Raw genomic sequence first — 18,138 nt, forward strand, 5'->3', positions numbered from 1 at the left:
TTAGTTGCTGGCGGTTTTCATCGGCTGGTCGGGCTTTTTGTCATTCCCGGCGATGAACGGACTCCACGGTTGCGCGCGGACCGGCTGTTCCGTCTGCCACACCACGTTGAACTGGCCGTTGCCTTCAATTTCACCGATCATGACCGGCTTATGCAGATGATGGTTGGTGGCATCCATGGTGAGCGTAAAGCCGGAAGGCGCTTTAAACGATTGGCCGGCCATTGCGGCACGCACTTTATCTACGTCGGTCGTGCCCGCTTTTTCCACCGCCTGCGCCCACATATGGATCCCTACGTAAGTGGCTTCCATTGGGTCGTTGGTGACGACAGTGTCGGCATTCGGCAGTTTGTGTGCTTTCGCATAGGCTTTGTAATCCGCCACGAAGGCCTGGTTAGTGGGGTTGTCCACGGACTCAAAATAGTTCCACGCCGCCAGGTTACCCACCAGCGGTTTGGTGTCGATACCGCGCAGCTCTTCCTCACCAACGGAGAACGCCACTACCGGCACGTCGGTTGCTTTCAGCCCCTGGTTTGCCAGCTCTTTATAGAACGGCACGTTGGAATCGCCATTGATGGTCGAGACTACGGCAGTTTTGCCGCCTGCGGAGAATTTCTTGATGTTGGCGACAATCGTCTGGTAGTCGCTATGACCAAATGGGGTGTAAACCTCTTCGATGTCCTTATCCTCAACGCCTTTCGAATGCAGGAACGCGCGCAGGATCTTGTTGGTGGTGCGCGGGTAGACGTAGTCGGTGCCCAAGAGGAAGAAGCGCTTCGCCGCGCCGCCGTCTTCGCTCATCAGGTATTCCACCGCCGGGATGGCCTGCTGGTTCGGTGCGGCACCGGTATAAAAGACGTTGGGTGACATTTCTTCACCCTCATACTGCACCGGATAGAACAGCAGGCCGTTCAGTTCCTCAAAGACAGGCAGCACCGATTTACGCGAAACGGAGGTCCAGCAGCCAAACACCACCGCGACTTTATCCTGGCTCAGCAGCTGACGCGCTTTCTCGGCAAACAGCGGCCAGTTTGAAGCGGGATCCACCACCACCGGCTCCAGTTTTTTCCCCAGTACGCCCCCTTTGGCGTTGATCTCGTCAATGGTCATCAGCGCGACATCTTTCAGCGGGGTTTCGGAGATGGCCATCGTGCCGGACAAAGAATGCATGATCCCCACTTTGATGGTATCGGCCGCCTGCACACCAAAACTCATTCCCATCGCCACGACGGACGCGGATAACGCAAAGGCTTTTAATAAGGTACGACGCTGCATATTTTCACTCCTGAAAAAGAACGCTGTGCAAAAACGTCCGTTACGGCATGGACGCGGAAAAAAAATGTGTCAGCGAAGCAGGAGCAAAAAGGATGCCAGAATGAACATTACGCTATGGCGGGAGATTGAACGCGGGATGTAAAGAGAACGACTCAGAATGGCACAGCGCTGCACTTTTATAATGCAGCGCTGGGACGGTGTTTTTACCAGACTTCACTGGCGATCTGTGTCACCAGACGGACTTTGTCCCACTGCTGAGTTTCACTCAGGCTGTTGCCCTCTTCGGTCGAGGCAAAGCCGCACTGCGGGCTGAGGCAGATCTGCTCTTTGGCCACGTATTTTGCCGCCTCTTCCAGACGGGCTTTAACCCCTTCCGGGTTCTCCAGCTCTCCGTTTTTGGTGGTTATCAGACCCAGCACCACCTGCTGCTTGCCCGGGCGAATAAAGCGCAGTGGCGCAAAATCACCGCTGCGGTCGTTATCATATTCCAGGAAGAAGGCATCTACGTTCACCGTACCGAACAGCACTTCCGCCACCGGCTCGTATCCCCCTTCCGAAATCCAGGTTGAACGGAAGTTGCCGCGGCAGACATGCAGCCCGATGGTCAGATCGTCCGGTTTACCTTCCAGCGCCTTGTTCAGCACGCGGGCGTAGATCTGCGCAAGCTCATCGGCATCATCGCCGCGCTCGCGGATCTGACGACGCTGATCGTCCGAACAGAGGTAGGCCCAGACGGTGTCGTCAAGTTGCAGGTAACGGCAGCCTGCATCATAGAAGGCCCGGATAGCGTCACGCCAGGTGGTCGCCAGATCGTCAAAATAGACGTTCAGGTCCGGGTAAACCGTCGCGTCGATATCTTTGCGGCCGCCGCGGAAATGAAGCACGCTTGGGCTGGGAATGGTCATCTTCGGCTGCGCATTACCGCTGATGCTTTTCAGATAGCGGAAATCGTCCAGCATCGGATGATCGCCAAAGCCCAGCTTGCCGGTGACGCGCACGCCGTGGGCTTTGGTCTGTACACCGTTGAACTGAATACCCTGCTGCGAATCGTAACGCTCAACCCCCTGCAGGCCATCGAAGAAATCGAAGTGCCACCAGGCACGGCGAAATTCACCGTCGGTCACCACATGCAGACCGCACGCACACTGCTGCTCGACGACGTGGCGAATGGCATCGTCCTCCACCGCGCGAAGCTGTCCGGCATCTATCTCACCGCTGGCGAACTTCAGGCGGGCCTGTTTAATGGCATCCGGACGTAAAAAACTGCCTACTACATCGGCGCGGTATGGGGCGTGCTGTCGTTGCATGGAAATCTCCTCTGTCTGACGGTAATAATTGCCGGCAGTGATAATTCATTATTTGAATCTTTAGACTTCTGGACGTCTAAATATCCAAAAAAGATGTCATACCTCACCGGCTCCGGCAAACGAGAAAATTTCACGGGTGTTGAAAAAAATTCATCTTTACAGGGCGGAAACGGATCCCTGACTGGCAAACGCGTAGCGTTCATCTTCCCAGCCGGTGATCCCGCCCAGCATGATTTTGACCGGCAACCCGAGTCGCGCCAGCTTCAGCGCAGCCCTGTCCGCGCCGTTACAGTGCGGCCCCGCACAGTAAACGACAAACAGCGTGCCGTCCGGCCACCGGGCCATGCGTTCAGCAGTAATCTGGCTCCACGGCATGTGCAGTGCCCCGGGGACATGACGACGGGCGAATTGTTCCGCACTCCCTACCACATGCAGCAGCACGAAGTCCTGCTCATGACTGGCGATGGCATGATGCACATCGGCACAGTCGGTTTCGACACTCAGGCGACGCAGAAAATGGGTAACGGCTTCCTGCGGCTCGGCAGCCGGAAATTCAGTAACATAGCTCATGATCCTTCCTCATCTTTGGCGTTTGTGTTAACACTAATCTATCCACAAATTCAGCCCATGAATGCGCTTGCTTATGCCAGAAAACAGCAAAAAGATGACAAACTTAAGACAGGTTACCCGCCCTCAGGTGGTGGTGCTGGCGTATGACGGCCTCTGTACCTTCGAGTTTGGCGTGGCGGTTGAGATTTTTGGCCTGCCACGTCCTGAGCTGGGCGACGCCTGGTATCGCTTTGCTGTGGCAGGTGTGGATAGCGGAGAAATGCGGGCGACGGGCGGGATCCGCATGGTGACTGATGGTGATTTGAGCCTGCTTGAGTCTGCGGATCTGATCGTGGTTCCCGGCTGGCGGGGGCTGGACGCGCCGGTTCCCAGGGCACTGTGCGACGCATTGCGCCAGGCCAGCGCTCGTGGATGCCAGCTGCTGTCCATCTGCTCGGGTGTGTTTGTGCTGGCCGCAACGGGACTGTTGAGCGGGCGCAAAGCCACAACCCACTGGCGCTACATCGAGGCGCTTAAAGCCCGCCACCCTGACATCGACGTGGTTGAAGACGTACTTTACCAGGATGAGGGGGATATTCTGACTTCTGCTGGTAGCGCGGCGGGCATCGATCTCTGTCTGCACGTCGTCCGCCGGGATTATGGCATGGAAACCGCCAACAGCGTGGCGCGTCGGCTGGTTATTCCTCCCCACCGGGATGGTTCGCAGCCGCAACAGCTGAGCCGCCCGGTGGCACAGCTACGGGAGAGCCAGCGTCTGGGACAGCTGTTTGATTTCCTGCACAACCATCTCGTTGAACCGCACAGCGTCGACTCGCTGGCGCGTCGGGTGGGCATGAGCCAGCGTACCTTCCTTCGTCGCTTCGAGGCGGCAACGGGAACGACACCGTCGCGCTGGCTGATCAATGAGCGTCTGTTGAGAGCAAAAGATTACCTGGAAAGCAGTCGGATGAGCATCGACAGCATCGCTGAACAGACCGGTTTTGGACAGGCGGCGACGTTGCGCCACCACTTTCGTCAGCAATTTGCCCTTTCGCCGGCCCAGTACCGCAAGCAATTTTTGCGTCCAGGTCCTGCCCGCTGAGGGATCCCCACAACATAATACCGACACAGACGCCCCCTCTCCCTGAGGGAGAGGGCTGGGATGAGGGGGCACATACGCGAAATGGCAAAAAAAAACCGCCATTATCTGGCGGTAAATGCTTGCATGGATAGATTTGTATTTTGGTCTCTACGTCCCCGACGCTCCATGGTCGGGCTGCGGATCCCTTACAAACTAACACTGATTAACTTAACGAAAGCTAAACAGCTCTATTAACTCGCCTTCGTGTTGATTTGCAAATAACGCATCAGACCCTGTTCGGCGCTCTGTTTTGCTTCATCATTAATCGCTTCGAGATAAAACGAACGCGAAACACCATAGGGGGCTTTTTCAGAAGGATACACCGCAAACTGGAATACTTTTCCTCTTGCCTGATGCAGGCAATCTAATTCCCAGCGTTGATCGTCTACTTTTTTGCTATTGCAGGCTACACGCCCGTAATCGCTGGTTAAATATGAACCAACACGAGTTTCTGCGGACTGAATATATTCTGGTTCGTCATTCCCGATATAGCGAACCCCTGCCGTAGCACCCACGGCAGCCACGAGGAGCGCAAACGCGATTATTTTTTTCATTTATTAAGACTCATTCCTTAGCCAGAGAATCCCTATTATATAGGATTATCCCTAATTCAAACGCCTGTTTATGGTCCAGAAGTGGTAGTTGACAGTGCTTTAGGCGCATTTAGGATATTTCTTAAAAACAATTCTGAGCCAACACTATTTGACATTTTCTTTGCCGTACTTTGAATTATTGAATAATAACACTAAGAAATAATCGCCATGATTATCCCCGCAACGTCACTCAGCGGTGAAACCATGATTAAAAAAGGGTTATCTCTCGTCATGCTTATTTGTGCGCTGTTTTCAGGGCAGCTTATGGCCGGGCACAAAGGGCATGAATATGTATGGGTAAAGAATGTGGGGCATCAGCTGCGGCACGAGGCCGACAGCGATGAATTACGCAGCGCAGCGGAAGAGTCAGCGGAGGGTTTGCGCGAACACCACCTGTGGCAGAAATCGCGCAAACCGGAGACGCACGTAAGGTAGTTAGCTCCCCTTACGTTTTGGCAGGGTTTTCATCAGATCGTCAGGACTGACGGAAGCGACAATGCTGCCCGGCTGCGGCATTTTGAAAATATGGTTTTTCATCTTGCCAATAACATGCATTTCGCAGGGACGGCAGTCAAACTTCAGGGTAAGGACTTCATCACCGTTGACCAGCTGCATGGGCGTCGCTTTCCAGCTCTTAATATTGCCTTTTGCCTGTTTCGGGCACAGATTGAAGGCGAAGCGGAGACAGTGCTTGGTGATCATCACCGGCACGTCGCCCTTCTCTTCATGCGCTTCATAGGCCGCGTCGATCAGCTGCACACCGTGGCGATGATAGAATTCACGCGCCTTATGGTTGTAGACGTTTGCCAGGAAAGATAAATGCGTGTCCGGGTATACCGGGGCCGGAACCACTTCCGCTTTACGGCTACCGCGTGGATACTGGGCCAGACGCGCTTCATCCAGCAGCTCTGCCGTTTCACGGCGGAACTGGTTAAGCAGGCTGTTCGGCACAAACAGCGCGTCCGGCAGGTTAACCTCGATAGCGCGCGCGTAGTAAATCGTCTGCCCCAGCTTCGCTACGCCATCCTTCAGGCTGTTAAGCGCTTTTTCCGCGTTGTTTGCCACCTCGAACAGGCCATCCAGCGTATGCGTCACGCTGATACCGTCTTCACAGGTCATGGTCAGAATCAGCTGTTCTTGCCAGCCGCCAAGCTCGATATCCACCGCGATACGACGCTCGCTGGAGGTTTTCAGCAGCGCCTGCTGCCAGTTATGATCGAGGTTACGGTTAAGTGGCGCGTTCGGACGCGCCTTGTAGAGATCGGCAGGCATTTCATTCGGCCATACACGATAGCGATTTTCACCGGTTTTTTCGACCGTATTAGCCCTGAAGCCCACCACTTCACGCTTAATCATCACGTTCAGGCCATCGCCATTCGCCAGCGGCTCCGTCACTTCAACATCAAGATGATCTTTCGCCACCTTCAGCACTTCACCGACCGGTAAACCGATGAACTTCGGTGAGTCGAACGCGCCGATATCGCCTTTACGGGCGTTCACGAAATAGTCCGTGCTGCCGCGGTGGAAGGTTTTGTCCGTCGACGGAATAAAGAAATGCTCGGTACGACCTGCCGACGCGCGCGCCAGATCGCCGCGGTCTTCGATGATGGCGTCCAGCATCTGACGGTAGTGCGCGGTGATATTCTTCACGTAGCTCATGTCTTTATAACGCCCTTCAATCTTGAAGGAACGGACGCCCGCATCAATCAGCGCGCCCAGGTTGGCGGTCTGATCGTTATCCTTCATGGAGAGGAGGTGTTTTTCGAACGCCACTACGCGGCCCTGATCGTCTTTCAGGGTATACGGTAGACGGCAGGCCTGCGAACAGTCGCCACGGTTGGCGCTACGGCCCGTCTGGGCGTGGGAAATGTTGCACTGACCGGAATAGGCCACGCACAGCGCGCCGTGGATAAAGAACTCGATCGTCGCGTCTGTCGCCTGGTGGATATCACGGATCTGATTCAGGTTCAGCTCACGGGCCAGAACGATCTGCGAAAAGCCGACGTCGGAGAGGAACTTCGCCTTCTCCACCGTGCGGATATCACACTGGGTACTGGCGTGCAGTTCAATCGGCGGAATATCCAGCTCCAGAACCCCCATGTCCTGAACAATCAGGGCATCGACGCCGGTCTGATAGAGATCGGCGATCAGTCGTTGCGCAGGCTCCAGCTCATCATCATGAAGAATAGTGTTCAGGGTCACGAACACTTTCGCCCCGAAACGGTGGGCGAACGGCACCAGGTCGGCAATATCGCGCAGGCTGTTGCTGGCGTTATGGCGGGCACCAAAGCCAGGGCCGCCAATATAGACGGCGTCCGCGCCGTGAAGGATCGCTTCACGGGCAATGGCGGCGTCACGGGCCGGGCTTAAAAGTTCAAGATGATGGGATTGCAGGCGCATACTTCGTCGTTATCCGTTATGGTCAAAATGGCGGCTATTGTAGTCAGAAGTCTACGACAGCGAAACAGTTTTGCGTAGCCTCAGCGGGGATAATGGATCAGAGAGTGAAAATGCACCGGCCGGTCGCTGCTGTTGCGGTAGGCATGCGGTTTATCACCGGCAAAACGGACGCCCGAGTCGGCATAAACCGTCTGCCATTCGCCGTCGATTTTCATCTCCAGTTCTCCGCTAATGACCACCACATGTTCAATCACGCCCACCTCATGGGGCGTGGATTCGCTCAGGGCACCCGCCGCCAGCGTAATAGAGAAATGATCGAACCTCAGGGTCTCATCCCACGGAAAGAGCGGTTTGACGACCATCGCCTGCTGCTGGGGATCAAACACAGCCTGCCTGTCTGCCTCTGGCGTGATGAACGCGGAAAACGGAACGTTCAGCCCGGTGGCGATTTTCCACAGGGTCGATACCGTCGGGCTGGATTCATTGCGCTCAATTTGGCCGAGCATCGCTTTCGACACACCGGCCTCGTCCGCCAGCTTTGACAGGCTCCAGCCGCGGGCCTGACGCAGTGTTTTCAGTGTTGCTGCAAGATGTTGTGTGATGTCCATGTTCCCTCCTGGTGCCGATGATCATACCACTTGTACGCTATAACGCACAGTGCTACCGTAATACGGACGTTATAACGCACAACGGAGTTGCCATGCGCCCTTCCTCTCATCTTATTCCAGTCACACTGGCTGGATTTGTCGCCGTCCTGGTGGGTTATGCCAGTTCGGCCGCCATTATCTGGCAAGCCGCCGCCGCGGCAGGTGCCAGCGCGCAGCAAATCGCGGGCTGGATGACCGCGCTGGGGATTGGGATGGGGGTCAGCACGCTGGCGCTCTCCTGGTGGTTTAAAGCGCCGGTACTGACGGCCTGGTCAACCCCCGGAGCCGCCCTGCTCGCCACCAGCCTGCAAGGGGTGACGCTGTCTGAAACTATCGGTGTGTTTATCTTCGCTAACGCGCTTATTTTACTCTGCGGTATTACGGGGCTTTTCGCTCGTCTGATGACGCTGATCCCCCATTCGCTCGCGGCCGCCATGCTGGCAGGCGTGCTTCTGCAGTTTGGCCTGCACGCGTTTGCACATCTTGACGGCCACTTTCTGCTGTGCGGTAGCATGATTGCCGCGTGGCTGCTGGCAAAAGCGCTGGCGCCGCGCTATGCCATCGTGGTTACGCTGCTGGCAGGTGGTCTCGTGGCATGGATAAGTGGTGACGTTGCCACCGATAAAGTCAGCCTCTCCGTTGTGATGCCTGAGTTTATTGCCCCCGACTTTACTTTTACCAGCCTGGTGAGTATCGGTTTGCCCTTCTTCCTGGTGACCATGGCCTCACAGAATGCGCCGGGCTTCGCCACGATGAAAGCCTCCGGCTACTCGCTGGCGGTCTCACCGCTCATCATCGTTACCGGTGGCCTGGCGCTGCTGCTTTCCCCCTTTGGCGTCTTCTCCATCTGCATCGCGGCCATTACCGCCGCCATCTGTCAAAGCGCTGATGCCCACCCGGATACGACTAAACGCTGGCTGGCGGCCATTGCAGCCGGTGGGTTTTATCTGCTGGCTGGAGTTTTCGGCGGGTCTATTACCGGGATCATGGCTGCACTGCCGCTGAGCTGGATCCAGACTCTGGCAGGGCTGGCGTTGCTTGGAACCCTCAGCGGGAGTTTATTTCAGGCCCTGAATCATGAAGCCGAACGTGACGCAGCCATCGTCACGTTTCTGATGACCGCGAGCGGCGTCACCCTTCTGGGCATCGGTTCGGCATTCTGGGGGCTGGTGCTGGGCGGGATATGCTATGCCCTGTTTTCACGCGCTCGCCGCGCGCAGCTGGGACGGCGTCATACCCATCACGCTGCGGAAACGGTTACTGAAGTGGCTGGCGGAGTTAAATCCGCAGGCCAGCGCGATGTCCGTTAGTGGCATTGCGCTATGCTGCACCAGGTTTTTTGCTTTTTCCATGCGTCGCTGCATCACGTACTGATGCGGTGCCAGCCCCGTCGACTGGCGGAACATGCGGGCAAAATGGTATTCGCTGAGGGCTGCCTGCGCCGCCAGCTCGGCCAGGGTTAACGGCTGGCCAAGATGCTCTTCTATGAAGGCCAGCACGTTGCGCAGAACGAAAGGCGATAACCCGCCGGTGACGACCGGCAGCTTCCACTGAACGTTGGAGTAGTTTTGCAGCAGATGGGTCATCAGCAACGTGGATGCTGTACTCAGGGTGAGCTGATTGGCCTGCTGCTGCCAGTCGCAGCCAAGTAAAAACTGGCGATACAGCGCGGTGATCTTCGGGTCACTGCCAAAAATGCGTTCGTCCAGCGTCAGCGACAGCGGCCGCTTATCCCAGATTTTTTCGCCCACGTCGCGCAGGTGTTCATCGGTGCAGTAGAGATGGACAAACGACAGGTCATCACGGATATCCCACGTCGATTCACTCTCTTTCGGCATCAGGCAGAAACGGTCCGGTCCCCCGCCGTTCTTCCAGCCGCCCGGCGTTTTTTGATAGCTCTCATAACCGTCGGCCACGTACAGGCTCAGGGTGTGATGATTGCTTTTAACCGTTATCGTATCGTGCTTGTTGTACCACGCCGCCAGTTGAATACCCGAGTTCAGCGAGACCGTCTCCCGCAGGACGGCATTCTGCTGACTAAGCGTTTCAAAGGTATCGTAAGCGTGAGACATAACCGTTAGCGCGTGAGTGATCGAACTGTCAGTCTAAGAATTGTTGTTCCCCGTTGCCAGTCCCCCGGAGAGAAAAAAGCGCAAGATTTTGCAAGTCTGCCGCAAGCCGGTGAAAGCCCACGGCGCATTTCAGCGCCATACTGCGGGCTTTCGTGGTTTGAGAAGAGAAATGATATGAACGCATTATTATACGGACTGGTCGTGGTCATCTGGGGAACCACCTGGATTGCCATTTTCCTGCAGCAAGGTCCCGTGGCGGCCCCGGTGTCGATTTTCTGGCGTTTCGCCGTGGCCAGCGCCACGATGATGGTGGTGTTACTTGCCCTGCGTCGACTGCGTAAGCTGGCGCTACGGGATCACCTTTTTTGCATGCTTCAGGGATGCTGCGTTTTCTGCTTTAACTTCTGGTGCTTTTATACCGCGGCCGCGCACATCAATACCGGGCTGGAATCAGTCATCTTCTCCATGGCGGTGCTCTATAACGCCATTAATAGCTTTATTTTCTTTGGGCAGCGCCCGCCCGCGCGTTTCTGGACGGCGGCGGCATTGGGTCTGGTCGGGATTATTACCCTTTTCTGGGACGATCTGCTTGCCAGCGGCTGGAGCGTATCGCTTCTGACGGGCATTGGCCTTTCTGCGCTCGGAACCTATGGTTTCTCGCTGGGCAACATGATCAGCATGCGCCATCAGCGCAGAGGCCTGGAAACCATGACCACCAACGCCTGGGCAATGCTTTACGGTACGCTGGTGATGGGCTGCATTGCCCTCTTCAGAGGGGACAGCTTTACTCCGGAATGGACGGTAACCTACATCGGCGCACTGCTCTATCTGGCTCTGTTTGGTTCGGTGATCGCTTTCGGCGCTTACTTCACGCTGGTCGGGCGTATTGGCCCCGGGAAAGCGGCGTACAGCACGCTACTCTTCCCGCTGGTGGCGCTCTCCATCTCAACGGTGTATGAGGGCTACGTCTGGCATCTCAACGGTATCGTCGGTTTACTGCTGATTCTGGGTGGGAATATGGTGATGTTCACTAAACCCGAAACCTGGTTCAGGCGCTTACGAACAGCATAAAAAAACGGCCTGCGCAGAGCAGGCCGTTTTACATTATTTCGTGGTTTTTTTCACATCAAACATGGTGGCATCCGTCGCCATATCATCCACAACCTGCTTCAGTGTCGCAAAGGTCATTGGCGTATTTTCGTTGCTCAGCTCTTTACCTTCGCCCTTACGAACCACCTTCATCACCGGTTTGTTGGTGGCTGCGTCGATCAGCTCACCTTCAAAGAAGAGATGGGTATCCATGGTGCGATGGCCGGTTGCCATCTGCGTCCCCGCCACCACCAGCGCGACAGGCACCACTTCGTAGAACTGCAGGCCTTCTTTCTGCGAACTCACCCCTGTAATGGCACCCCGGAAAATCAGGCTATGTTTACCTGGTGTCGCCACTATAGGCTTACGAGTACCAATAGCCGTTTTCATTTTGGTATTGGTGTAGTTCAACAGCTCATCAAGGGTTTTCTGCCCAATCTGAGTGGTCGGTTTAGGCGTAGGGTAATAGGTAATCGGCGTCCAGATAATACTGTCGTAATTCGCTTCGTTATAATTAGGATCGACCCAGCGCAGCGTCGGTTTACCCGTCGCAGATGTCGTCTGTTGCAAGCCGGAGTAATCTTTTAAAAAGCCTGAATATTGTTCGGGGGCGGCGACTTTTGAAGAACAGCCTGCCAGGGCCAATAAACCAGTAAGCACTGCAACTTTAAAAAAAGTTTGAGTACGCATGATAGTTTTCCATGTTATCTGCAAGTATGCATTTGAAGTTATAGCAAAAGTCAGGCGGGTTTGTTGTGACAAAAAATGATGTAAGTAGCACAAATTGCAAAAAGAAGGCCCGGCTTCATACCGGGCAGCGAAAAATTACGGATTGATATCCACCTGCCAGAAGATATGTTTGCCAAACGGATCGATTTCGTAGCCTTTCACCTCCTTGCGCACCGGCTCGAAAATCGTTGAGTGGGCAATCATGACCGCCGGCATCTGGTCATGCATCATCTGCTGGGCCTCTTGATACAGCGCCACACGTTTATCGTGATCGGTTATCGATTTTGCTTCGGCGATGAGGTTATCAAACGGTTTATAGCACCATTTCGCCGAATTGGAGCCGCCATTTGCCGACGTACAGGTAAACAGCGGACCAAAGAAGTTGTCAGGATCGCCCGTTGCGGTCGTCCAGCCCATCAGCGCAGCCTGATGCTCCCCGCCCTTCACCCGCTTGAGGTATTCTCCCCATTCGTAAGTGACAATGTGGGTTTGTACGCCGATTTTCGCCCAGTCAGCCTGAATCATCTCGGCCATACGTTTCGCATTCGGGTTATAGGGCCGCTGCACCGGCATCGCCCACAGGTCAATGCTCACGCCGTTAGCAAGACCCGCCTCTTTCAGCAACGCTTTTGCTTTTTCAGGATCGTACGCGTAATCCTTTAGCTCGCTGTTGGCGCTCCAGACGCCGGGCGGCAACAGATTTTTCGCGACGGTTCCGGTGCCGTGGAACACCGCGTCGATAATGGCGGGCTTATTGATGGCCATCGCCAGCGCCCGGCGGACGTTCACATTATCCAGCGGCGGTTTTTGCGTATTAAACGCCAGGAAACCGGTATTCAACCCGGCTTTGCTCATCAGGTTAATATTTTTATTGGCTTTCATGCGCGGCAGGTCCGCCGGGTTCGGGAACGGCATTACCTGACACTCGTTCTTTTCAATTTTGGCAGAACGTACGGAGGCATCCGGCGTGATGGTAAACACCAGCCGGTCCAGCTTTGATTTGCCCTGCCAGTAGTCGGCAAACGCCGTGAACAGGATGCGGGAATCTTTTTGATACTGCGCCAGCTTAAACGGCCCGGTGCCGATCGGCTCCATATCCACCTTCTCCGGCGTGCCTGCTTTCAGCATCGCATCGGCATACTCGGCAGAGAGAATCGAGGCAAAATACCAGGCCAGATCGGCGACAAACGGCGCTTCCGGGTGTGCCAGGGTAAAGCGCACGGTGTGGTCATCGACTTTATCAATGGCGGTTATCAGGCTGCCAAACTCCAGGCTTTCAAAGTTGGAGTAGCTGCCGTTAGAGACGTTGTGATAAGGATGATTGACGTCTTTCTGGCGCATAAACGAGAAGATCACGTCATCGGCGTTAAAGTCCCGGGTCGGCGTGAAGGATTTATTGCTCTGAAATTTCACGCCCTGGCGCAGATGGAAGGTGTAAACCTTACCGTCATCGCTCACCTCCCAGCGCTCTGCCAGGCTCGGCACCAGTTCTGTGGTGCCGGGTTTGAAATCGACCAGCCGGTTATAGACCGGTACGGCGCTGGCATCCACGCTGGTGCCTGAGGTATATAACTGAGGATTAAAATTTTCCGGTGACCCTTCGGAGCAATACACCAGCGTTTTCGCGGCAACGGAGGAACTGACCGTAAGCGCAGCAAGTGCCAGCATTAATGTTGTGCGTTTGCTTGTCATCATTTATTCCTGTCTTTTTAATTCGACGGCTAATTAATTCTTTTGCCATTTCATAAATAACATTAAAGTGATGTGGCAAACACCCGAAAAATAAATAAGGAAGAAAACACTATGGGCACGCCGCTTTCCAGACAATTAACACATCGCTTTTTCCGTTATCTCGCCATCACCAGTCAGAGCGATCCCAGCGTCAAAACCTTACCCTCAACACCGGGGCAGCACGAGATGGCACGAGAGCTGGCGCAGGAGCTGGCACAGCTGGGTTTAGACGACATTGTGATCGACGAATTCGCCACGGTAACGGCGGTTAAAAAAGGTAATGTACCCGGCGCACCGCGCATTGGATTTATTACTCACATTGATACCGTGGACGTGGGATTATCGCCAGATATTCATCCACAAATATTAACGTTTACCGGTGAAGATCTCTGTCTGAATAAAGAGAAAGGGATCTGGCTACGGGTAAGTGAGCATCCGGAAATTCTGTCTTACCCGAATGAAGAGATTATTTTTAGCGACGGTACCAGCGTATTAGGCGCAGATAATAAAGCAGCGGTGACCGTGGTCATGACCGTGCTGGAAAACCTGACCTCTGAGCATAAACATGGCGACATTGTGGTCGCGTTTGTACCCGACGAAGAGACTGGCCTTAAGGGGGCAAAAGCGTTAGATCTGAAACGCTTTGACGTCGACTTTGCCTGGACCATCGACTGCTGCGAGCTGGGGGAGATTGTCTATGAGAATTTTAATGCAGCAGCCGCTGAGATCCGCTTTACCGGCGTAACGGCGCACCCGATGTCTGCTAAAGGGGTGCTGGTAAACCCGTTATTAATGGCGACCGACTTTATCAACCAGTTTGACCGCCAGCAAACGCCAGAGTGCACGGAGGGCCGTGAAGGCTACATCTGGTTTAACGGCATTCAGGCCGGGCAGAACGAGGCCGTTCTGAAGGCCAATATTCGGGACTTTGACAAGGACAACTTTGCTTCCCGCAAGCAGCAGATTGCTGATGTCGCCGCCCGGATCGCCGCCCGGTATCCGACGGCAAAAGTGGACTACCGCATTGAAGAGACTTACAGCAATATCAGCAATGCGATTGGCGAAGACAGGCGTGCCATCGATCTGATGTTTGCGGCGATGGAATCACTGGGTATCACCCCAAAACCGACGCCGATGCGCGGCGGTACAGACGGCGCAGCGCTCTCGGCAAAAGGGTTGCTCACCCCGAACTTCTTCACCGGCGCGCATAACTTCCATTCGAAGTTTGAATTCTTGCCGCTGTCGTCGTTCGAGGCGTCTTACCACACTGCCCTGCAACTCTGCCTGCTGGCCGCGCGTTAAGCAGGCTTGCGCGCCAGCATCGTAGCAAAGCGCAGCTTGATGCGGTTGCCGTGTTCATCGGTGCGGTGCAGTTCGCCAACCTCTTCGTTGTATTTGAGCAACTCCCAGCCTTCATAGTAGTTGCTCAGTTCACCGCTTTTAAACGCAAACGGGAAGCCGACGGTGCACGGATAATCCGCCGTGTCCATCGCGGCAACGATCAGGTTATAACCGCCAGGTTTGGTGCAACGCTGCATATTGGCGATAAGACCCGGAATGGTTTTTGCCTCCAGGAACATCAGCACCACGGTAGACAGAATAAAGTCATATTCGCCGTCAATGCTCAGGTTGTTGAGATCCTTGATGGCCGAGTGAAGATTCTCAATGCCTTCTGCCGCTTTGATGCGCTCGATATTATCGATGCTCATCGGATTTTTATCCCAGGCAGTGACCTCGTACCCGTTGGCCGCCAGATAAAGGCTGTTACGGCCATTGCCACAGCCCAGATCCAGGGTTTTACCCGGTTTCACGATCCCCGCGCTGTACACCACCTCTGAGTGTGTACGGGTTAAACCATATTTCTCTGTGAAGTAATTTTCATCGACGGACATTATTTTTCCTCAGATTGCATAAGCAGTGCTTTTTCAGTGCGCAGCAGAAGTTTGCCCTGAAACAGCAGAATAAAAGTACGGACCAACAGGATCCCAATGATGACGTTGGTGAAGATAAAAAGCGGTACGGCAATCACGTGGAAAAAGCCCGACGGGCTGCTGTGCCCCAGATGCAGCCCGGTGGTTGCCAGTGCGGATATACCAAAGGAGAAACTCCAGAAAGAGGCATTAAACGGCTGGGATACGTACCAGGGCAACAGACGCAGCATAAACAGCAGTTGCAACAGGCCATAACCGAACAACATTTTGGCAAAGGTGTCGGCTTCACCACCGTTAACGCTAAACCAGGCGCTACAGGCCACCAGCGCGGGCGCAAGCTGAATCCCCAAAGAGGTGCGCTGCGCGGTCGGAAGTTCTCCGGCACTGCGAAGGCGCTGAAGTATAACCGGCTCCAGGCTGAGCCAGGAGAAGACACCCGCCCCCAGGAACACGAAACCAGCGTCGTTAAACCCCAAGGCGCCGCACGCCATGGCGCTAATAAAATTATTCGCCACGGTTGGCAAATATAAACCCGGCGTCGTGGCTTCTTGCGGATGGTTGCCGCGCCAGAGTCCCGCGCTTTGCCAGGCGGAATAAGACAGCTGTATCACCACCCCCACGCCAAAAAGCACGACTGAAATCGGGCGGCACCAGGGCACAAAACCGATGGCGACCAGCATCGTCGTCGCCGGAAAAAGGCTGACAAAGCTACTCATCGCCGGATGCCTCATCTCTGCCAGCACGCTGCGCGGGAAACGGATCGCGCGGGTGATAAAGGCCACCGTCAGCAAAAACCAGCACGTAACGGCAAGGGCCACCAGCGCATCACCCGGCCACCGTGTCACCGGCCAGAGCGTGCTGGCGTATCGCCAGGCGAAACCCATGCCAATGATGCCAAGCACCATGCCAAAATACCCAGCGGGCAAGTTAAGCACTTTCTGAGGGGGATTGAGTTTATCCATTAATTTTAATTTTTAAAATGTATTTTAAATGCCATTTTAAGGGGTTTCCGCAACGGATGCCAGCACAACGAAAAACCAAAAGTTTGCTACGTTTAGTGAAGACGCTTATCAGGGATCACACGATGAAAAAGTATCGGCTCAGCGATGAAACCCGCCTCTGGCAATGGAAAAGCGGCGAAACAACCCACACGACAACCTTACGGCAGATCATCGCCACGGCAGATTTTAACGATGTCACGGCCGGTACGAAAGGTGGCTGGATTGATGACGCGCGCGCCCTGTCACAGGATGGAGACTGCTGGATCTATGACGAGAACAGCGTGGTGTTCGCCGGTGCTACCGTGTCGGATCACGCGCGCCTGACCCTGCCCTGTACCGTCAGCCATGACGCCCGCATCAGCGGTCACTGCTGGCTGGACAGCGCCGAAGTCAGTCACGGCGCGCGGATAAGTGACAACGTCACCATTCAGCACTCCTGCGTGCGGGGTGAGTGCCACATCTTCGGCGACGCGCGCATCCTGCATAACAGCGTCATCATCGCCGCCAAAGGACTGACGCCGGACCACGACCAGATCCTGCAAATCTATGACAAAGCGACGGTAAGCCGGTCGCGCGTTGTGCATCAGGCACAGATCTACGGCGAAGCGATGGTGAACAATGCGTTTATTGAACACCGCGCTGAGGTATTCGACAGTGCGATCCTCGAAGGGAACGATCTCAATAACGTCTGGGTGTGCGACTGCGCAAAGGTATACGGTAACGCCCGTCTGATTGCCGGTTTCGACGACGACGCCATCCCCACCGTGCGCTACAGTTCGCAGGTGGCGGAAAATGCCGTCGTGGAAGGCAACTGCGTCATTAAGCACCACGTCCTGATCGGCGGTCAGGCATGGCTGCGCGGGGGGCCGATCATGCTTGACGATAAAGTGGTGATTCAGGGACGCGCCCGGATCAGCGGCGATGTGTTGATCGAGCATCGGGTTGAAATCACCGACGATGCAGTCATTGAAGCCTTTTCGGGTGAGAGCATTCACCTGCGTGGCGAAAAGGTGATTAACGGCGACCAGCGCATCACCCGCACACCGCTGCTGGGGGCGCTATAGGGTAAAAATCTTCCCGTAGATGTTCACATCTTCAAAGCGGCCATTCAGGTATTCCGCTTCCCGCAGGCACCCTTCCAGCGTAAAACCGTTGCGCCGGGCAACGTTGTTGCTGCTCTGATTCGCCACCCGGCACTTAATCACAAAACGGCGGATCTCGCCGCGCTCAGCGTAATAGCGCATAAACGCCTGCAATGACTGAGAGAGGATCCCCTTCCCCTGGTGCGCCTCGTCCAGCCAGTAACCGATATAACCCGCTTTGTTGGCAGGCTCTATCGAATTAAACGACAGCACGCCGACCAGCGCATCATCCCGCCAGATCAAAAACATTTTGGCGTAGCCGCGCTGGTGCAGCATCTGGTTACTTAGCACATTGCGGCGGGTATCCTCTTCCGCGCCCACGTGCTGCGCCCATTCAAAGGCAGTTTGCAGCCAGGTTTTGTTTTTGACGACGAGGTGATGGAGATCGGCGGTATAGCGCTCTTCGACGGCGCGAAGCTCGATATTCTGGGTAACGGGGATAATTTCTGCAGACATGGTGCCCCTCAATTGCCGGGTGGCGCTAACGCTTACCCGGCCTACTCTGGACGCATTTGTAGGCCGGGTAAGCGTTAG

General features: G+C 55.1%; 18 protein-coding genes. 6 read left to right on the top strand and 12 right to left on the bottom strand.

Annotation, left to right across the window (positions count from 1 at the left end):
* The 3 genes from urtA to O1723_RS10815 form a co-directional block, all read right to left on the bottom strand.
* Positions 1 to 1,272, bottom strand: coding sequence for an urea ABC transporter substrate-binding protein (gene urtA, locus O1723_RS10805; RefSeq protein ID WP_014883816.1), 1,272 nt, complete (start codon positions 1,270 to 1,272; stop codon positions 1 to 3).
* A 203-nt stretch (positions 1,273 to 1,475) separates the two neighbouring features.
* On the bottom strand, positions 1,476 to 2,579 hold the full coding sequence (locus O1723_RS10810; protein WP_014883815.1) for a cobalamin-independent methionine synthase II family protein: 1,104 nt from the start codon (positions 2,577 to 2,579) through the stop codon (positions 1,476 to 1,478).
* A 156-nt stretch (positions 2,580 to 2,735) separates the two neighbouring features.
* Entirely contained in the window at positions 2,736 to 3,149 is a 414-nt protein-coding gene (locus O1723_RS10815; protein WP_014883814.1) for a rhodanese-like domain-containing protein, read from the bottom strand.
* A gap of 73 nt (positions 3,150 to 3,222) precedes the next feature.
* Between O1723_RS10815 and ftrA the strand changes: the two genes are divergently transcribed.
* Entirely contained in the window at positions 3,223 to 4,230 is a 1,008-nt protein-coding gene (gene ftrA / locus O1723_RS10820; RefSeq protein WP_014883813.1) for a transcriptional regulator FtrA, read from the top strand.
* A gap of 230 nt (positions 4,231 to 4,460) precedes the next feature.
* Here the strand turns inward: ftrA and O1723_RS10825 are convergent, their stop codons facing one another.
* Positions 4,461 to 4,823 carry a hypothetical protein gene (locus tag O1723_RS10825; protein ID WP_014883812.1) on the bottom strand — a complete coding sequence of 121 codons (363 nt, stop codon included), beginning with the start codon at positions 4,821 to 4,823 and terminating at the stop codon, positions 4,461 to 4,463.
* 243 nt (positions 4,824 to 5,066) lie between these two features.
* Between O1723_RS10825 and O1723_RS10830 the strand changes: the two genes are divergently transcribed.
* The gene (locus O1723_RS10830; protein ID WP_014883811.1) at positions 5,067 to 5,297 is read left to right on the top strand and encodes a DUF2554 family protein; all 231 of its coding nucleotides are present in this window, start codon (positions 5,067 to 5,069) and stop codon (positions 5,295 to 5,297) included.
* On the opposite strand, the gene O1723_RS10835 is transcribed toward O1723_RS10830, so the two are convergent.
* Together O1723_RS10835 and O1723_RS10840 are read right to left on the bottom strand one after the other, a co-directional pair.
* On the bottom strand, positions 5,298 to 7,262 hold the full coding sequence (locus O1723_RS10835; RefSeq protein WP_023337277.1) for a peptidase U32 family protein: 1,965 nt from the start codon (positions 7,260 to 7,262) through the stop codon (positions 5,298 to 5,300).
* 80 nt (positions 7,263 to 7,342) lie between these two features.
* Positions 7,343 to 7,870, bottom strand: coding sequence for a helix-turn-helix domain-containing protein (locus O1723_RS10840; RefSeq protein ID WP_023337276.1), 528 nt, complete (start codon positions 7,868 to 7,870; stop codon positions 7,343 to 7,345).
* A 92-nt stretch (positions 7,871 to 7,962) separates the two neighbouring features.
* On the opposite strand from O1723_RS10840, the gene O1723_RS10845 reads away from it, so the two are divergent.
* Positions 7,963 to 9,219 carry a benzoate/H(+) symporter BenE family transporter gene (locus O1723_RS10845; protein WP_023330397.1) on the top strand — a complete coding sequence of 419 codons (1,257 nt, stop codon included), beginning with the start codon at positions 7,963 to 7,965 and terminating at the stop codon, positions 9,217 to 9,219.
* Here O1723_RS10845 and O1723_RS10850 read toward each other — a convergent pair.
* Positions 9,109 to 9,981: a helix-turn-helix transcriptional regulator gene (locus O1723_RS10850; protein WP_014883807.1), complete on the bottom strand. Its 873-nt coding sequence runs from the start codon at positions 9,979 to 9,981 to the stop codon at positions 9,109 to 9,111. The genes O1723_RS10845 and O1723_RS10850 overlap by 111 nt on opposite strands.
* Before the next feature lie 174 nt (positions 9,982 to 10,155).
* Between O1723_RS10850 and O1723_RS10855 the strand changes: the two genes are divergently transcribed.
* Entirely contained in the window at positions 10,156 to 11,052 is an 897-nt protein-coding gene (locus O1723_RS10855) for a DMT family transporter (RefSeq protein WP_014883806.1), read from the top strand.
* A gap of 33 nt (positions 11,053 to 11,085) precedes the next feature.
* On the opposite strand, the gene O1723_RS10860 is transcribed toward O1723_RS10855, so the two are convergent.
* Both O1723_RS10860 and O1723_RS10865 read right to left on the bottom strand, forming a co-directional pair.
* On the bottom strand, positions 11,086 to 11,760 hold the full coding sequence (locus O1723_RS10860) for a DUF3313 domain-containing protein (RefSeq protein WP_023337275.1): 675 nt from the start codon (positions 11,758 to 11,760) through the stop codon (positions 11,086 to 11,088).
* A gap of 135 nt (positions 11,761 to 11,895) precedes the next feature.
* On the bottom strand, positions 11,896 to 13,491 hold the full coding sequence (locus tag O1723_RS10865) for an ABC transporter substrate-binding protein (protein ID WP_023338317.1): 1,596 nt from the start codon (positions 13,489 to 13,491) through the stop codon (positions 11,896 to 11,898).
* A gap of 111 nt (positions 13,492 to 13,602) precedes the next feature.
* On the opposite strand from O1723_RS10865, the gene pepT reads away from it, so the two are divergent.
* The gene (gene pepT / locus O1723_RS10870) at positions 13,603 to 14,832 is read left to right on the top strand and encodes a peptidase T (RefSeq protein WP_023337273.1); all 1,230 of its coding nucleotides are present in this window, start codon (positions 13,603 to 13,605) and stop codon (positions 14,830 to 14,832) included.
* Here the strand turns inward: pepT and tehB are convergent.
* Together tehB and tehA are read right to left on the bottom strand one after the other, a co-directional pair.
* Positions 14,829 to 15,422: a tellurite resistance methyltransferase TehB gene (gene tehB / locus O1723_RS10875; protein WP_014883802.1), complete on the bottom strand. Its 594-nt coding sequence runs from the start codon at positions 15,420 to 15,422 to the stop codon at positions 14,829 to 14,831. The two genes, pepT and tehB, sit on opposite strands and share 4 nt — an antisense overlap.
* On the bottom strand, positions 15,422 to 16,423 hold the full coding sequence (gene tehA / locus O1723_RS10880; protein WP_023337272.1) for a dicarboxylate transporter/tellurite-resistance protein TehA: 1,002 nt from the start codon (positions 16,421 to 16,423) through the stop codon (positions 15,422 to 15,424). The genes tehB and tehA overlap by 1 nt, the downstream gene beginning before the upstream one ends.
* A 122-nt stretch (positions 16,424 to 16,545) precedes the next feature.
* On the opposite strand from tehA, the gene ydcK reads away from it, so the two are divergent.
* Positions 16,546 to 17,526, top strand: coding sequence for a YdcK family protein (gene ydcK, locus O1723_RS10885; RefSeq protein ID WP_023337271.1), 981 nt, complete (start codon positions 16,546 to 16,548; stop codon positions 17,524 to 17,526).
* On the opposite strand, the gene rimL is transcribed toward ydcK, so the two are convergent.
* Positions 17,521 to 18,060: a 50S ribosomal protein L7/L12-serine acetyltransferase gene (gene rimL, locus O1723_RS10890; protein WP_023337270.1), complete on the bottom strand. Its 540-nt coding sequence runs from the start codon at positions 18,058 to 18,060 to the stop codon at positions 17,521 to 17,523. The two genes, ydcK and rimL, sit on opposite strands and share 6 nt — an antisense overlap.
* Positions 18,061 to 18,138: the final 78 nt, after the last annotated feature.

It is taken from the genome of Enterobacter cloacae complex sp. HYC080_NIDB (genome assembly GCF_056673325.1).

Bases quoted from the DNA above. Each gene is read 5' to 3' on its own strand.
- urtA (WP_014883816.1), bottom strand. From the start codon at position 1,272: ATGCAGCGTCGTACCTTATTAAAAGCCTTTGCGTTATCCGCGTCCGTC.
- O1723_RS10810 (WP_014883815.1), bottom strand. From the start codon at position 2,579: ATGCAACGACAGCACGCCCCATACCGCGCCGATGTAGTAGGCAGTTTT.
- O1723_RS10815 (WP_014883814.1), bottom strand. From the start codon at position 3,149: ATGAGCTATGTTACTGAATTTCCGGCTGCCGAGCCGCAGGAAGCCGTT.
- ftrA (WP_014883813.1), top strand. From the start codon at position 3,223: ATGCCAGAAAACAGCAAAAAGATGACAAACTTAAGACAGGTTACCCGC.
- O1723_RS10825 (WP_014883812.1), bottom strand. From the start codon at position 4,823: ATGAAAAAAATAATCGCGTTTGCGCTCCTCGTGGCTGCCGTGGGTGCT.
- O1723_RS10830 (WP_014883811.1), top strand. From the start codon at position 5,067: ATGATTAAAAAAGGGTTATCTCTCGTCATGCTTATTTGTGCGCTGTTT.
- O1723_RS10835 (WP_023337277.1), bottom strand. From the start codon at position 7,262: ATGCGCCTGCAATCCCATCATCTTGAACTTTTAAGCCCGGCCCGTGAC.
- O1723_RS10840 (WP_023337276.1), bottom strand. From the start codon at position 7,870: ATGGACATCACACAACATCTTGCAGCAACACTGAAAACACTGCGTCAG.
- O1723_RS10845 (WP_023330397.1), top strand. From the start codon at position 7,963: ATGCGCCCTTCCTCTCATCTTATTCCAGTCACACTGGCTGGATTTGTC.
- O1723_RS10850 (WP_014883807.1), bottom strand. From the start codon at position 9,981: ATGTCTCACGCTTACGATACCTTTGAAACGCTTAGTCAGCAGAATGCC.
- O1723_RS10855 (WP_014883806.1), top strand. From the start codon at position 10,156: ATGAACGCATTATTATACGGACTGGTCGTGGTCATCTGGGGAACCACC.
- O1723_RS10860 (WP_023337275.1), bottom strand. From the start codon at position 11,760: ATGCGTACTCAAACTTTTTTTAAAGTTGCAGTGCTTACTGGTTTATTG.
- O1723_RS10865 (WP_023338317.1), bottom strand. From the start codon at position 13,491: ATGACAAGCAAACGCACAACATTAATGCTGGCACTTGCTGCGCTTACG.
- pepT (WP_023337273.1), top strand. From the start codon at position 13,603: ATGGGCACGCCGCTTTCCAGACAATTAACACATCGCTTTTTCCGTTAT.
- tehB (WP_014883802.1), bottom strand. From the start codon at position 15,422: ATGTCCGTCGATGAAAATTACTTCACAGAGAAATATGGTTTAACCCGT.
- tehA (WP_023337272.1), bottom strand. From the start codon at position 16,423: ATGGATAAACTCAATCCCCCTCAGAAAGTGCTTAACTTGCCCGCTGGG.
- ydcK (WP_023337271.1), top strand. From the start codon at position 16,546: ATGAAAAAGTATCGGCTCAGCGATGAAACCCGCCTCTGGCAATGGAAA.
- rimL (WP_023337270.1), bottom strand. From the start codon at position 18,060: ATGTCTGCAGAAATTATCCCCGTTACCCAGAATATCGAGCTTCGCGCC.